The organism is Streptomyces sp. NPDC003247, from assembly GCF_042888135.1.
In the GTDB taxonomy this organism is placed as follows: Bacteria; Actinomycetota; Actinomycetes; order Streptomycetales; family Streptomycetaceae; genus Streptomyces.
In genome coordinates, this window is the sequence record NZ_JBIAPF010000003.1 from 313,115 (window position 1) to 328,016 (window position 14,902).

Here is a 14,902-nt window from a genome sequence, read left to right on the forward strand (position 1 = left end):
GACAATCGGCCCCGGCGCCCGGGCCGGGGCCGTACGGTCGGGCAGCCGCGCGGCCGGAGACCGTGCGGCTCGGGAACCGCGCGATCGGGGGACCGTGCGATCAGGGGACTGTCCGGGAGACGACGTACACCATGGGGTAGAGCGGGTTGGCGGTGTTCACCACCACGTCCAGCGTCGGGTCGGGGTCGTCCTGCTCGCGGACGAAGCCGAAGTAGTCGCCGTCGCGGGAGCCGGGGCCGGAGAACCGCCAGCCGGTGACGTTCCGGTCGCGCTCGCCGATGGTGATCTCGTCCTTCCGCAGGGCGGTCCGGGTCAGGCCGAGCTCGGCGAGGAAGGCGTCGAGGCCGGCGTGCGTGGTCTGGAACTGCACGTAGAGACGGCTGGTCCGCCAGTTGTTCGTCTCGTAGTAGGCGACCTTGTTCGCCGGGTGCGGGACCGGCACCTGGTACAGGCGGCGCTGGACCTTCGACGGCCAGCCCTCGGTGAGGCCGGTCGCCGAGTACTTCGCCTCCTTGTCCTTGCCGCTGTCGCGGCTCTGGTTGGCGGAGATCACCAGGTACCCGGCCGGGACGCCGATGAGCAGCACGATGATGAGCAGGGTGAGCGCCCGGCGGCGGACCTGGTGCCCCCGGGTCTCGGGGGTGCGGGACTGCTCCTCCGGGGGCGCGGCCTGGTGCGGCAGCGAGGCCGTCATACGGTGTCCCGGGCCCGGCGCGCGGCCTCCGCGAACCGCTCGTACCGCTCGGAGCGCTCCACGCGGCGGCGCTTGGCGCGCCGGAAGCGGCGGGCGACCAGGCGGGCCAGGTCGGCGGCGCCGACCATGCCGGCCTCGGGGCCGAGCTGGGCGCGCACGATGCGGGCCTCGGGGCGGTAGCCGCGGCCGGTGAGGTGCCGCTTGAACGCGTCGCGCGCCGGCCCGATCAGCAGGTCGTCGGCGGCCGAGACACCGCCGCCGATGACGAAGCACGACGGGTCGAGGGCGGCGGCCAGGTTGGCGATGCCGACGCCGAGCCACTGGCCGATGTCCTGGAGCAGCTCGACGCACATCGCGTCGCCCTCGCGGGCGAGCTCGGTGATCATCGGGCCGCTGATGTCCCCGATCTGTCCCTTGACGTGCTCGATGATCCCGTACGCCACCGGCGAGTCGGCGACGGCCAGCTCCTTGGCCTCCCTGACCAGGGCGTTGCCGGAGCTGTACTGCTCCCAGCAGCCGCGGTTGCCGCACGGGCAGCGGTGTCCGCCGGGCACGACCTGCATGTGTCCGAACTCACCGGCGACACCGTACTTGCCGCGCTTGACCTGGCCGTCCTCCAGGATCGCGCCACCGATACCGGTGCCGAGGGTGATCATCACCAGGTGGTCCTCGCCCCGGCCGGCGCCGAAGCGCCACTCCGCCCAGGCGGCGGTGTTGGCGTCGTTGTCGACGAGGACGGGCACGGAGAGCCGGGCCGAGATGCGGTCCCGGAGGGGCTCGTTGCGCCAGGACAGGTGGGGGGCGAACAGGACGCGGTTGCGGTCGGCGTCGACCCAGCCGGCCGCGCCGATGCCGACCGCGTGCACGTCGTGCCGGTCGGACAGGTCCAGGACCAGCTCGACGATCGTGTCCTCGACGACCTTGGGACTCTTGGACTTGTCCGGGGTCTCCGTGCGGACCTTCTCCAGGATGTTGCCGTCGGCGTCGACGACGCCCGCCATCACCTTGGTGCCGCCGATGTCGATGCCGACCGTGGGCACGCGGGGCGCGGTCAGGTGCGAGCGGCGTTCCCGGGTGCCCACGGTGCGGAGCGCCGGCGCGCGGCGGGAGCCGATGGGGGCGGTGAAGTTGCCGTAGGTGCTCATCAAGGCCCGATTCTGCCTCACCCTCCCCCTGGGTGGCGTAACGGGGAGGTGAGGGGGCTCGCGGCCGCGCCCGCCGGCCGTGCCGCCGGGCGCGGCCGGGTCAGGGGCGGCCGGCTGGTTCTCCGGGCGCCTGGGGGGTGCGTTCCAGCTCGTGCCGCAGGTCGTCCAGCTCGTTCCCGCCCGCCATCTGCCGCGTCAGTTCCTCCAGGGTGATCCCGTCGCGCGGGTGGCTGCCCACCATCGTGCCGCGCTTGAGCAGCACGAACCGGTCCCCGACCAGGTAGGCGTGGTGGGGGTTGTGGGTGATGAGGACGACACCGAGACCGCGGTCCCGGGCCGCGGCGACGTACTTCAGGACCACGCCCGACTGCTTGACGCCCAGCGCCGCCGTCGGCTCGTCGAGCACCAGGACCTTCGCTCCGAAGTACACCGCCCGTGCAATGGCCACGCACTGGCGTTCGCCGCCCGAGAGGGTGCCGATGGGCTGGTCCACGTCCCGCAGGTCGATGCCCATGCGGGCGAGCTCGGCGCGGGTGGTGCGGCGCATGAGGTCGACGTCCAGGCGCTTGAAGGGGCCCGTGCCCCTGCGGGGCTCGGAGCCGAGGAAGAAGTTCCGCCAGACCGGCATCAGCGGGACGACGGCCAGGTCCTGGTGGACGGTGGCGATGCCGCGGTCCAGGGCCTCGCGCGGGGAGGACAGCGTGGTCTCCTCGCCGTCCAGGCGGAGGACACCGGTGTCGTGCCGGTGCAGTCCGGCGACGATCTTGATCAGGGTCGACTTCCCCGCGCCGTTGTCGCCGAGGACACAGGTGATCTCCCCCGGGTGGACCTCCAGCGAGACGCCGTCGAGGGCGCGTACGCTCCCGTAGTGCTTGCCGACGCCGGACAGTTCCACCAGTGCCGCGCGTTCCGTCGTGTCCGTCACTTGGTGGCCTCCGCGCGCTTGCGGACCCAGACGTTGAGCAGGGTCGCGAGGAGCAGCATCGCTCCGAGGAAGAACTTGAACCAGTCCGGGTTCCACTCGGCGAAGACGATGCCCTTGCTCGTCATGCCGAACAGGAGCGCGCCGACCGCCGAGCCGATCGCGCTGCCGTGTCCGCCGGTGATGAGGCAGCCGCCGATGACGGCCGCGATGATGTAGATCAGCTCGTTGCCGACGCCCTCGCCGGACTGGACGACGTCGTAGCTGAACAGCAGGTGCTGTCCGCAGACCCAGGCGCCGAAGGCGACGCCCATGTAGAGGCCGATCCGGGTCCGGTCCACGGGGACGCCGACGGCGCGGGCCGCGTCCTTGTTGCCGCCCACCGCGAAGATCCAGTTGCCGGCGCGGGTGCGCAGCAGGATCCAGGAGGCCACCGCGACCAGGGCGAGCCACCACAGGACGGTGATCTTGAGGTTGACGTCGCCGATCGTCAGGGTCGAGGCGAAGACGTCGTGGGCCGTGGGAAAGCCCTCCATGTCGGCGATGGTCTTCGTGGACACCGTGCCGTCGATCAGCTTGGTGAAGCCGAGGTTCATGCCGGTCAGCATCAGGAAGGTGCCCAGGGTGACGATGAAGCTGGGCAGCCGGGTGCGGGTGAGGACGAAGCCGTTGAAGGCGCCGATGGCGAGGGTCGCCAGCAGGGACACCCCGACGCCCACCCAGACGTTCGCCGTCATCTGGTAGCTGAACAGCGACGAGACCAGCGCCGAGGACGTCACCAGGACGCCGGCCGAGAGGTCGAACTCGCCGCCGATCATCAGCAGCGCGACCGGGACGGCCATGATGCCGATCGTGGAGGCCGCGTACAGGACCGTGCCGAGGCCGGCGACGCTCAGGAAGCCGTCGGCGGCGACGGCGAAGAAGAGGAAGACCGCGAGCGCGCCGACGACCGAGCCCAGCTCCGGCCGGGCGAGCAGCCGGCGCAGCGGAGACGTCTGAAGAATCCTTTCGTCGGGGAGCTTTTCGTCGGGGAGCTTTGCGTCAGCCGGCCTTTCGTCGGTGCGCTTTTCGTCGGTGAGGCTTTTGCCGGGGAGCTTTTCGTCGGGCAGCGCGCTCATCGGGTGCCCCGCTCGGTGTACTCCGCGAGTTCGTCCGCCTGGTCCTTGGTGATGATCTGCGGGCCGGTCAGCACCGGCTGCCCGCCGCCGAGGACGTCGCCGTTGTACCGGTACAGCCAGAGCAGGTCGACGGCCTGGTAGCCCTGGAGGTAGGGCTGCTGGTCGACGGCGAAGCCGAGGGTGCCGTCCGTGAGGCCGGCGGCGACCTTGGCGTTGAGGTCGAAGGTGTCGATCTCGGCCTTGCTGCCGGCGGCCTGCCGGGCCTTCGCCGCGGTGTCGGCGTACGGGGCGCCCAGGGTGACGACGGTGTCGATGGAGGGGTCCGCCTGGAGCTTGGCCTCGATCGCGGACTGCACGTCGGGCATGCTGGTGCCGTTGACGTAGAGGTCGGAGAGCGTGCCGGTGAAGGTGGACGCGACGCCGTCGCAGCGCTGCTCGTGACCGACGTTGCCCTGCTCGTGCAGGACGCAGAGCGCCTTCTTCTTCCCGCGCCGGTTCAGCTCCTCGCCGACGGCCTCGCCGGCGATCGTCTCGTCCTGGCCGATGTGGGTGAGCGCGCCGAACGCCTCGGACTCGGCCGATCCGGAGTTCACCGTGACCACGGGGATGCCCGCCTTCACTGCCCGGGCCACCGCGGCCTTCAGGGCGTCGGGCTTGGCGAGCGTGACGATGATGCCGTCGACCTTCTTGTCGACCGCCGCGTCGACGAGCTGCGCCTGCTGCTGGGCCTCGTCGTCGTGGGAGTACAGGAAGTTGATGTTGTCCTTGCGGGCCGCCTGCTCGGCGCCGCTCTGGACGATGTCCCAGAAGGTGTCGCCGTCTCCCGAGTGGGTGATCATCGCGACGGTCCAGCGGGGGGTGTCCACCGCCGCCTTCCCCTCGGCCGCCGCGGCCTTGCGGGCGTCCTCGGCGCGCTTGCCCCCGGTGCTGCTGCACCCCGCGAGGGACACGCAGAGCGCCCCCGCCAATGCGATCCCTGCCCAGGTCCGAAACCGTGCCACGAGGCCGTGCCCTTCTTGCCGTGTTCTGTCGTAACTGTCGTGCGCGTCCGTCCGGTGATCGCTCACCGGACGCAAACGCCCCAGTATCGAACACGGGGACGGTCGCTCCACGGCCGGGGACCGCGACGCGGTCGCCTTGTCCGGACAACATGAGGTCGCTCCGCGGGCCCTTCCCTCCGGACGCGAGGCCTCCTCGCCCGGATCGCCCTGACTGAAGAGAACGAAGAGACCGGACTGAAGAGAACGAAGAGAACGGACAGAACGGACGGCCGCCGGGGGCGCCGCCCTCAGGACCGCACGAGCAGCTGGAACTCGAAGGAGTAGCGGGTCGGGCGGTAGATGTGGTCGCCGAACTCCACCGCGCGGCCCGTGTCGTCGAAGGTGGTGCGCTGCATGGTGAGCAGCGGCGCGCCCTGCTCCTCGGCGAGCCGCTCGGCCTCGGCGGCGGTGGCGGCGCGGGCCCCGATGGACTGGCGGGCGCTGTGCAGGGTGATGCCTGCCGCCCGCATCAGCCGGTACAGACCGGTGGCCTCCAGCTGCGCGGTGTCCAGGTCGAGCAGACCGGGGGGCAGGTGGTTGCACAGGTACGCCATCGGCTCGCCGTGCGCGAGACGCAGCCGTTCCACGCGCTGCACCTCACCGCCCTCGGCGACCCCGAGGGCGGCCGCGACCTCGGCGGACGCGGGGACGACGGTGTTGACCAGGACCGTGGTCGCGGGGCGCTGGCCGGCCGCCTCCAGGTCGTCGTAGAGGCTGCTGAGCTCCAGCGGGCGCTTGACCTGGCTGTGCACGACCTGGGTGCCGACGCCCCGGCGGCGCACCAGCAGGCCCTTGTCGACGAGGGACTGGATGGCCTGGCGCACGGTCGGGCGGGACAGGCCGAGCCGGGCGGCGAGCTCGATCTCGTTGCCCAGCAGGCTGCCGGGGGTGAGCGATCCGTGCTCGATGGCGGCTTCGAGCTGCTGGGACAGCTGGAAGTACAGCGGCACCGGAGAGCTCCGGTCCACACGGAGGTCGAGCTGCACGGTCGGGTCCACTTCTGATTTCGGCACGGGCCGAGCGTAGCTCTGCGACCGGTTGACGGGAAGTTGTGAAGTTCGGTTGTCCGGACAAACAGTCCCGTGCCGACGGGGCTCGGCCACGCTCCCCTACCAGCGCACGGGCAGGCTGCGCAGTCCGCGCATCAGCATGCCCGGGAGCCACTCGCCGGACGGACCGTCCAGGGTGAGGGCGGGGGCCCGCTCCAGCAGGGAGGCCAGGGCGATACGGGCTTCCAGACGGGCCAGGGGCGCGCCCAGGCAGTAGTGGACGCCGTGGCCGAAGGCGAGGTGGCCGCGCGGGTCGCGACGGACGTCGTACCGGTCGGGGTCCTCGTAGCGCAGGGCGTCGCGGTCGGCGGAGGCCAGGCCGATCAGCACCGGATCGCCCTTTTCGATCGCCACGCCCGCGATCTCCAGCGGCTCGACGGCGAACCGGTACGTGGCGTTCTCCACCGGCCCCTCCCAGCGCAGCGTCTCCTCCACCACGCCGTCGACGAGCGCCGGGTCGGCGCGCAGGGCCGCGAGCTGGGCGGGGTGGGTGAGCAGGGCGTGGACGGTGTTGGTGATGAGGTTGACCGTGGTCTCGTGGCCGGCGATGAGCAGGAGGAACGCCATGCCGCGCAGTTCCTCGGCGGAGAGCCGGTCGCCGTCCTCGGCGGTGGTGCGGATCAGGTCGCTGAGCAGATCGCCGTCCGTCGACGGCGACGGTCCGGCGCACCGCTTGTCCTCGATCAGTTCCGTGAGGTAGCCGCCGAGCCGCGCGAACGCGTCGTAACCGCTGTCCCCGCTGGTGGGGGCGACCACCTCGGTCGACATCTCGCGGAACGCCGCCCGGTCGATCTCGGGGACGCCGAGCAGCTCGCAGATGACGGTGATGGGCAGCGGGTAGGCGAAGGACTCCACCAGGTCGGCGCGGCCGCGCGGCAGCATCGCGTCGAGCAGTTCGTCGGTGATCTGCTGCACGCGCGGGCGCAGTCCCTCGACGCGACGCATGGTGAACGCGCGGGAGACGAGGGACCTCAGCCGTGTGTGCTGCGGCGGGTCGGTGATCAGCAGGTGCTTGCCGACCAGCTCCGCGTCCATGAGCGTCAGGCCGATCCGCTCCCCGTCCTTGACCAGCAGGGGGTCGGCGAGCGCGGCCCGCGCCTCCTCGTACCCGACCACGAGCCAGGTCTCGTAGTCCCCGTCGGATCCGGGCGGGCGCACCCGGTGCACCGGCCCGCGCTCACGCAGCCGCGCGTACACCGCGTGCGGGTCGCGCCGGAACTCCTCGCCGAACGCTTCCAGGTCGATCACATCGGTCATCACGTTCCCCCTGCCGTCACTGCGTCAACGCGCGAGGGTACCGATCAGTGCCCGCCCCTGCCCCCGCCCCCGTCCCCGCCCCCGTCCCCGTGGCCTCGGCGAGAGGCCCCGCGTGCGCGGCGGAAGGCCCCCGTCCCACCCCGCACCGCCGGCGGCCTCACGCACCGGCCGTCCCCGCCGCCCCGACGGGTCGTCCCAGGCGCTGGACCCGGTCGGACACGTCCGGGCAGCACCGGCGTGCGGGCCGTGTCGACGCCTCGGGGGTGCCGATGTCCAGGGCGCCCAGGAGCCGTTCGCCCGGCCCGAGGCGCAGCAGGTCCCGGGCTTCGTGGCCCGCGCACAGCCGGCCGGTGCGCCAGCTGCTGCCGAAGCCCCGCGCGTGGAGCAGCAGCATCAGGCCGTAGGCGACGGAACTCGCCGCGGCCAGCTGCTCCCACTCGGGAACGTCCTGGTCCGGTGCGGGCGAGAAGACGAGCACCGCCCTCAACGGCGCGCTCGTGGTGGAGCGGGCGTCCCGGTCCCGCGGGCGGGGCTCCGTTCCGCCGGCCGGACGGGCGGCGAGCGCCTCCACGTCCGTGTCCCGCAGCAGGATCCAGCGCCAGGGGCGCAGTCCGCCGTGGTCGGGGGCGGCCGCGGCGCCCCTGAGCAGATAGGCGAACTCCTCGTCCGAGGGGCCGGGCGCGCGGAGCGCGCGGACGCTGCGGCGGGTCAGGATGGCCGTCATCACGTCCATGGCGTCACGTCCACCGGACGAGGTCGGCGCCGATCAGGCCGGTGAAGCAGGTGAGCAGCAGCCGGCCGCGCGGCGCGTCCGGTCCGCCGCCGAGGACGGCGTGCACCAGGTTCCCGTTGATCACGCAGAGGTCCCCGGTCCGCACCGGGACGTCCAGGCTCGGGTGGTCCGCGAGCAGGTCCCGGGGATAGGGGTAACCGCTGTGCGTGAGGCCGAGCGCGGCGCGGGTGGCGTCGTCCGGAGCGACGTTCCACATGCGGAGCTGACCGCTGTCGCCGGGCACGTGGGGATAGACGTTCACGGCCATGACGCGGCGGACGCCCTGGACCTCGAACCCGGCCTGGAGCGGATCGCTCAGCTGCGCGAGGTCCTCGTGCGGCAGCAGGAGGTACTCGCCGGTGTTGTTCCAGCACACCGCCTTCGAGCCGCCCGCGGACCGGCCGTCGTGGGAGGCGGGACGGGTCCCGGCCACGGCGCCCGCGGCCACGAGTGCGGCGAGGAAGGTCTCGACGGGGTCCTCCGCGTCCCGGTAGAGCGCCCGTACCGCGTCGGCGGTGCGCGCGGCGTCCGCCAGGTAGGCGTCGGTGTCCTTGTCGATGTGCGAGGCGCCGACCAGGTACGCCTCCACCCCGTCCGCGCCCTCGCCGTACCGCGGTGTGCGCTGCCCGGACGTCAGGAAGTTGTCGGTGATGGTCGCGCAGTGGCGCGCGGGGACGAACCCCGGCACCCGGTAGGCCGCCAGTCTGCCGTGCAGGACGTCGAGCACCTTGCCGGTGTCGAGCCGACCGGCCGTCTCGCACACCGTGAACCGGTCCGCGGGCAGAGCCTCACCCGTGATCCGCGGAGTGTCCGTTTCGGCGATCAAGGTTCCTCCCTGGGGCTGCGCTGAGTCCGGAGCCCTCCGATGATGACCGGCGGTGCCGGTCGGAAGCCGACGTCCGGCTGCTCCTCCACCGGGCCGGACACCGCACGTCGGCGGCACGGGCCCCGGGCGGCGCCGGGGACGGTACGGTCTTGGTACGGAACCCGGCGCGGCCCGCCGGCCCGTCGGCGCGCGGGCCGCGCTCTCGCGCCGGGCGCGCACCCCCGCTCCCCGTAGCGGACCCATTGCCCGTCCGCGGCCACGTCCTCCACCAGCGCGGCCACCGGCACCCGGGTGCCAGTCACGTGCCCGCGCCCCGCCAGCCGGACCCGTCAGCATCGATGCGTCGCCCTTTCCTCGTCCGAAGGGATCGCCATGCCTGGCAACATCGTTCTCGACTCCGGTTCCCGCGACGTGATCCAGACGCTGACCGACGTCGGCGAGCACCTGGTGACCGGAAGCGAACTCTCCGGCGTCCTCGGGGCCGGGCCCGAGGACTGGGCCCGCTTCGCACGGAACTGGGAGGACCTCTGCCTCGACACGTTCATGGCGGACGGCGGCACCTACCGCCACCGCCGCTACGGGCGGTTCGAGCTGGACCCGCACACCGGCGAACTCACCGCGCTGCCCCACGAGCCGTACCGGCAGGAACGGTACTTCAACCGGCTCAACGGCGGTGTCGACCGCGTCTACGAGCCCCTCACGCGGGACTTCGCCGAGGACCCGCTGCTGCACGGCCTGCTGATCTGGCTGGGCCGGGTCTTCACCTCGATCGACGACACCCAGCGGTGGCTGATCAAACTGCACCCGGTGCGCATCACCGCCGGCGCGGAGATCGGCAAGCCCGCCCCGGAGGGGCGCCACCGGGACGGCGAGACCTTCGTCGGATCGCTGCTCGTCGACCGGCTCAACATCACCGGCGGGGAGAGCTCGACGTTCGACGAGGCGGGCAAGCGGCTGCGGACCGTCACCCTGGCCGAGCCCGGTGACCTGCTGCTCAACGACGACCAGCGGACCTACCACGCGGTGACCCCGATCGAGGCGGTCGACAAGGAGCGGCCCGCCCACCGCGACGTCCTGGTGCTGAACTACTCCGCGCTCCCCGGCCGACTGGCATGACCCGGCCGGCGACGACCAGGAAAGGGGAGTTCTCATGACCACCCGCCGACTGGGTGACCAGGGCCTGACCGTGCCCGCCATCGGCCTCGGCTGCATGGGGATGTCCCAGGACTACGGCCCCGCCGACGACGACGAGTCCCTCGCCGTCCTGCGGCGCGCACTGGACCTCGGCGTCACGCTGCTCGACACGTCCATGAGCTACGGCGCCGGCCACAACGAGCGCCTCGTGGGGCGCGCGATCGAGGGCCGGCGCGCCGAGGTGACCGTGGCGACGAAGTTCGGCATCTTCCGGGAGCAGCGCGGTGATCCCGCACGGCTGGCGGCCCGGCCCGAGGACATCCGCCGGTACTGCGAGGCCTCGCTGAGGCGGCTGGGCACCGACTACATCGACCTGTACTACCTGCACCGGGTCGATCCCGAGGTGCCGATCGAGGACAGCGTGGGGGCGATGGCCGAGCTGGTGACCGAGGGCAAGGTGCGCCACCTCGGGCTGTCCGAGACCAGCGGGGAGGAGCTGACGCGCGCCGTCGGCGTGCATCCCGTCAGCGCCGTGCAGTACGAATGGTCGCTGTGGTGGCGGGAGATCGAGGACGACGTCGTGCCGCTGGCCCGCAAACTGGGTGTCGGGCTGGTGGCGTTCAGTCCGCTCGGCCGTGGCTTCCTCACCGGGACGCTCGACCTCGGCACGCTGACCCAGGACGACGACCGGCTTCCCGACCAGCGTTTCCACGGTGAGCACCTGGCCCGCAACGCCGCGCAGGTGGAGCGGCTGAAGGAACTGGCCGAGGCGCGCGGGGTGACGGCGGGGCAGCTCGCGCTCGCCTGGCTGCTCGCGCAGGGGGACGACGTCGTGGCGATCCCCGGCACCCGCAGCGCCCGACGGCTCATGGAGAACGTCGCGGCCGCCGAGTTCACCCTGTCGGAGTCGGACGTACGGGAGATCGAGTCGGTGATCCCGCGGTCCGCCTGGTCGGGCGACCGGCACTCCTTCGCCGTACCACGCACCCAGCGCGCGGCCGGATAGGGACACGGCGACGGCGGGGCCACGGTGTGTACGGCGGTGTCCGCCGTACACACCGTGGCCCGCGTGCGGTGGGGCGACCGGGGGCCGGACAGGGCGCGCGGGGGCCGGACGGGGCGCGCGAGGAACGGCCGAGACCCGCGGGAACCGCCGGGGCGCGCGCGGAACGACCGAGACCCGCGGGGAACCGCCGGGGTGCGCGGAACCACTGGGGCGCGCGGGGAACGACCGAGACCCGCGGGAACCGCCGGGGTGCGCGGGGACCGGTCAGGGCACTTGGGAAGGGTGCCGTGGGACGGGCTCGGGGCGACGGGGTGTCAGCCGCGGGACCAGCCCGAGCACCAGGGAGCAGCTGCCGACGACGACCGCCGTGCCCAGCAGTTGCAGCGCGGACAGCCGTTCGTCCAGGACGGCCGAGCCGACGACCACCGCCACGGCCGTCACCGCGAACTCGACGCTGAGCGCCCGGGTGGCACCGACTCCGGCGACGAGCCGGAAGTAGAGCACGTACATCACGCCGCTCATGACGCCACCGAGCAGCAGGAGATACCCGTAGTCGACGAGGCCGGGCGCGGCGGCCACCGGCACCAGGAAGAGCAGCGGCAGGGTCAGCACGCCGCCGAAGAAGAAGGACCCGATGGTCAGTTCCCAGGAACCGACGTCGTGCAGCCGGGCGCGGGCGTAGTTGCTTCCGTAGGCGGCCGAGAGCGCTCCGACGAGTGAGCCGACGCAGCCGAGGCGGAAGGAGTCCGTGACCGGCGCGTCCGGGAAGCCGACGAGCAGGACGATGCCCACGAGGCCGAGCGACAGGCCGACCCAGCCCCGCACCGTCATCCGCTCCAGTCCCCACAGGTGGCCGATGACCATGGAGAACAACGGGATCGTGGCCACGAAGATGGCGGCCATGGCCGAGCCGATGCGGGGGGTGGCGTAGGAGACGCCGATCAGCTGGCCGGCGACGGTCGTCGCGCCGACCACGGCGAACGGCCACCAGCCGGCCCCGAAGTCGAGTCTGCGTCTGCCCGCCAGGGCGATCACGGCCACGACCGCCCCGGCGATGAGGGCGCGGAAGGCGACCGCCCCCACCCAGCCGAAGGTCCGCTCCGCTCGGGCCAGCACCGCGAACGAGACACCCCAGACCACCGCGACGGTCCCGTAGCGAGCCACGTCAGCGCCCCGCATGCGTCTCCCCTCCCTGTACGGCTCGTCGTGCGGACCGGAGGGCGCTCCGGTCCGCGATCACCGTATCCCGGCGCAACGCCCTTATGCTCACACGTAGTTGGCTTCCACGCGCAGGCGCTCGCCGGTGAACCGTCCCGCGTCCAGGGGGGTGATGTCGACGAAGGGCGGCCGGTCGAGCACGAGGTCGCGGACGATCTCGCCGACCGCGGGCGCCTGGAGGAAGCCGTGTCCCGAGAAGCCGCAGGCGTACAGGAACCTGCCGACGCCGTCGGCCTCTCCGATGAGGGCGTTGTGGTCCGGGGTGATCTCGTAGAACCCCGTCCAGCCCCCGACGAGACCGGCGTCGAGCAGCGGGGGCACCCGCCGGGCCATCACCTCGGTCAGCCGCGGCAGCCAGGTCTCGGACGGCTTGGTCCGGAAGCCCGGCGGCTCGTCCGGGTCGGACATGCCGAGCAGCAGTCCGCGGCCCTCGCGCCGGAAGTAGAAGGCCGAGGCGAAGTCGATGGTCAACGGCATCCGCAGCTCGGGGGCGAACGGCTCGGTGAAGACGATCTGCCGCTGGTAGGGGACCACCGGCAGCCGGGTGCCGACCATGTCCCCGACGGCCGCCGACCAGGCCCCGGCGGCGCACACGACGGTCGAGGTCGCGATCCGGCCCCGGTCCGTCCGGACGGCGCGGATCTCCCCTCCCGACGTCTCCACCCCGAGCACGTCGCAGTGGGTCACCAGGCGCGCTCCGTGCCTGCGCGCCGCGGTGGCGTACCCGAGGACCACGGACTCCGGCGAGCAGTGGCCGTCGTCGGGTGAGTACGCGGCGGCCAGCAGCCCCTGCTCCTCGATCAGCGGGGACAGTTTCCGGGCCTCGGCCGTGCCGATCATCCGGCTGGGCACGCCCAGCGCGTTCTGGAGGGCGACGCCCGCCTCGAACGACGCGACGTCCTCGGGGCGCGACAGCAGGAACAGGTAGCCCGGCGACCGCAGGTCGATCTCCTGGCCGGGGCGGGAGCCGAAGGCACGGTAGGCCTCCAGGCTCCGGGCGCCGAGCTGGATGTTCAGCGCGTCGGAGAACTGCGCGCGCACCCCGCCCGCCGCCTTGGAGGTGGATCCGGAGCCGAGGTCGGCGCGTTCGAGGAGTACGACGTCCCGGACGCCGGCTTCGGCCAGGTGGAAGGCGATGCTCGTGCCGATCACGCCGCCTCCGACGATCACGACGTCCGCAGACGCTGGAAGTGTCACCGTGTGCTCTCCCTCGCTGTTGCCCTGCGCCCGGCGCCCGGGGGTGACTTCCGATGATGGACGTCCGGCCTGACACGTCGTGGTCGGCCGCGTCGCCCGCCGCCCCGGCGAAGGGGCTGGACAGCCTCCCGTCCACGGTTCGTCTGTGGGCCGGGTACGGGATGCGGCCCGCCCGTGCGGCGGGGGCACGAGGTGCCCCGTCGTGGGACCCGGCCTGCGGCGCAACGCCCGTGGCAATCCCGTCGAGGGCCCGGTGCACCCGGTCTGATCTGCGGCGTTGCTCCGCTGCCGCGCGCCGGTGAGTGCCATCACGGTGACGCGTGCCCTCGCCACGATGGATCGGTGGCCGGCGCCGGTCCCGCCGACGGCCTCCCCGACGAAGTCTGGAGAAGACCCATGACCGTTGTGCAGACGAGCGAGCCGGCCCCCGACCGGAGCGGGGCACCGACCGGACCGGTGTGCTCCTACACCGAGTGGGATCCGCTGGAAGAGGTCGTCGTCGGGATCGTCGACGGAGCGAGCTTCCCCTCCTGGCACATGGCGCTGCCCCCGGTGCTGCCCGAGCACCAGGTCGAGACCTTCCGCACGCAGGCGGGCAGGCCCTTCCCGGCCGAGCGGATCGACGCGGCCCGACGCGAACTGGAGGAGTTCGTCCACATCCTGGAGGCCGAGGGGGTGCGGGTACGGCGTCCGGAACCGATTCCGCAGCGCACCACCTACAGCACGCTCGACTGGAGCAGCAGCGGCATGTACGCGGCCATGCCGCGCGACACGCTGCTGGTGATCGGCGAGGACATCATCGAGTGCCCGATGGCCTGGCGGTCGCGCTACTACGAGGCGCTCGCCTACCGCCCGCTGCTCAAGGAGTACTTCCACGGCGGCGCGCGGTGGAGCGCCGGTCCCAAGCCCGAGCTCACCGACGCGCAGTTCGACCAGGACTGGGCCGACGGGCACACGGACGGTTCCGCGCACCTCGTGGTGACCGAGTTCGAGCCGACGTTCGACGCCGCCGACTTCATCCGCTGCGGGCGGGACATCATCGCCCAGATGAGCAACGTGACCAACGCGTTCGGCATCGAGTGGCTGCGCCGGCACCTCGGTGACGAGTACCGCATCCACGTGCTGGAGTTCGAGGACGCGCACCCGATGCACATCGACGCCACCCTGATGCCGCTCGCCCCGGGCAAGCTGCTGATCAACCCCGAGCGCGTGCCGAAGGTTCCGGACCTGTTCAAGGGCTGGGACGTGCTCGAAGCGCCGGCCCCGGTCATTCCCGACGCGCACCCGCTGTACATGACCAGCAAGTGGATCAACATGAACCTGCTGATGCTGGACGAGACCCGGGTGGTCGTGGAGCGCCAGGACGAGCCCATGATCAACGCTCTGGAGAAGTTCGGGCTCACGCCCATTCCGTGCGACTTCCGCAACTTCAACAGCTTCGGCGGCTCGTTCCACTGCGCCACCCTCGACGTCCGCCGCCGAGGTGTCCTCCGCTCCTACCTCTGACCGTGCCCGCCGTCCGTG

The 14,902-nt window shown here is 72.3% G+C and carries 14 protein-coding genes; 3 read left to right on the plus strand and 11 right to left on the minus strand.

Translation table 11 applies throughout. The features are described 5' to 3' along the window. Positions 1 to 100: 100 nt before the first annotated feature. The 9 genes from ACFYWQ_RS10820 to ACFYWQ_RS10860 all read right to left on the minus strand — a co-directional run bounded on the left by ACFYWQ_RS10820 (position 101) and on the right by ACFYWQ_RS10860 (position 8,823). Positions 101 to 694 carry a sugar kinase gene (locus ACFYWQ_RS10820; RefSeq protein WP_389514889.1) on the minus strand — a complete coding sequence of 198 codons (594 nt, stop codon included), beginning with the start codon at positions 692 to 694 and terminating at the stop codon, positions 101 to 103. Next, entirely contained in the window at positions 691 to 1,839 is a 1,149-nt protein-coding gene (locus ACFYWQ_RS10825) for an ROK family glucokinase (protein WP_389514891.1), read from the minus strand. Before ACFYWQ_RS10825 ends, ACFYWQ_RS10820 begins: the two co-directional genes overlap by 4 nt. A 100-nt stretch (positions 1,840 to 1,939) precedes the next feature. After that, positions 1,940 to 2,764, minus strand: coding sequence for an ATP-binding cassette domain-containing protein (locus ACFYWQ_RS10830; protein ID WP_389514893.1), 825 nt, complete (start codon positions 2,762 to 2,764; stop codon positions 1,940 to 1,942). Next, on the minus strand, positions 2,761 to 3,879 hold the full coding sequence (locus tag ACFYWQ_RS10835; protein ID WP_389514895.1) for an ABC transporter permease: 1,119 nt from the start codon (positions 3,877 to 3,879) through the stop codon (positions 2,761 to 2,763). The genes ACFYWQ_RS10830 and ACFYWQ_RS10835 overlap by 4 nt, the downstream gene beginning before the upstream one ends. Then, entirely contained in the window at positions 3,876 to 4,880 is a 1,005-nt protein-coding gene (locus ACFYWQ_RS10840) for a sugar ABC transporter substrate-binding protein (protein WP_389514897.1), read from the minus strand. Before ACFYWQ_RS10840 ends, ACFYWQ_RS10835 begins: the two co-directional genes overlap by 4 nt. A gap of 287 nt (positions 4,881 to 5,167) precedes the next feature. Continuing rightward, positions 5,168 to 5,905 (minus strand): GntR family transcriptional regulator, encoded by a 738-nt coding sequence (locus ACFYWQ_RS10845; RefSeq protein WP_389515929.1) that lies wholly within the window; start codon positions 5,903 to 5,905, stop codon positions 5,168 to 5,170. Between the two features lie 123 nt (positions 5,906 to 6,028). Further along, complete coding sequence (locus ACFYWQ_RS10850) at positions 6,029 to 7,225, minus strand: cytochrome P450 (protein WP_389514899.1); 1,197 nt, start codon at positions 7,223 to 7,225, stop codon at positions 6,029 to 6,031. Between the two features lie 157 nt (positions 7,226 to 7,382). After that, entirely contained in the window at positions 7,383 to 7,958 is a 576-nt protein-coding gene (locus ACFYWQ_RS10855) for a nitroreductase family protein (protein WP_389514901.1), read from the minus strand. Between the two features lie 4 nt (positions 7,959 to 7,962). Further along, the gene (locus ACFYWQ_RS10860) at positions 7,963 to 8,823 is read right to left on the minus strand and encodes a hypothetical protein (protein ID WP_389514903.1); all 861 of its coding nucleotides are present in this window, start codon (positions 8,821 to 8,823) and stop codon (positions 7,963 to 7,965) included. A 372-nt stretch (positions 8,824 to 9,195) separates the two neighbouring features. Between ACFYWQ_RS10860 and ACFYWQ_RS10865 the strand changes: the two genes are divergently transcribed. Beyond that, the gene (locus ACFYWQ_RS10865; RefSeq protein ID WP_389514905.1) at positions 9,196 to 9,939 is read left to right on the plus strand and encodes a 2OG-Fe dioxygenase family protein; all 744 of its coding nucleotides are present in this window, start codon (positions 9,196 to 9,198) and stop codon (positions 9,937 to 9,939) included. Between the two features lie 34 nt (positions 9,940 to 9,973). After that, positions 9,974 to 10,963 carry an aldo/keto reductase gene (locus ACFYWQ_RS10870; RefSeq protein WP_389514907.1) on the plus strand — a complete coding sequence of 330 codons (990 nt, stop codon included), beginning with the start codon at positions 9,974 to 9,976 and terminating at the stop codon, positions 10,961 to 10,963. A gap of 264 nt (positions 10,964 to 11,227) precedes the next feature. Here ACFYWQ_RS10870 and ACFYWQ_RS10875 read toward each other — a convergent pair whose 3' ends face one another. After that, positions 11,228 to 12,142, minus strand: a complete 915-nt coding sequence (locus tag ACFYWQ_RS10875; RefSeq protein ID WP_389514909.1) for a DMT family transporter — start codon at positions 12,140 to 12,142, stop codon at positions 11,228 to 11,230. An 87-nt stretch (positions 12,143 to 12,229) separates the two neighbouring features. After that, complete coding sequence (locus tag ACFYWQ_RS10880) at positions 12,230 to 13,378, minus strand: NAD(P)/FAD-dependent oxidoreductase (protein ID WP_389514911.1); 1,149 nt, start codon at positions 13,376 to 13,378, stop codon at positions 12,230 to 12,232. 396 nt (positions 13,379 to 13,774) lie between these two features. On the opposite strand from ACFYWQ_RS10880, the gene ACFYWQ_RS10885 reads away from it, so the two are divergent. Further along, entirely contained in the window at positions 13,775 to 14,884 is a 1,110-nt protein-coding gene (locus ACFYWQ_RS10885; protein ID WP_389514913.1) for an amidinotransferase, read from the plus strand. Positions 14,885 to 14,902 lie beyond the last annotated feature (18 nt).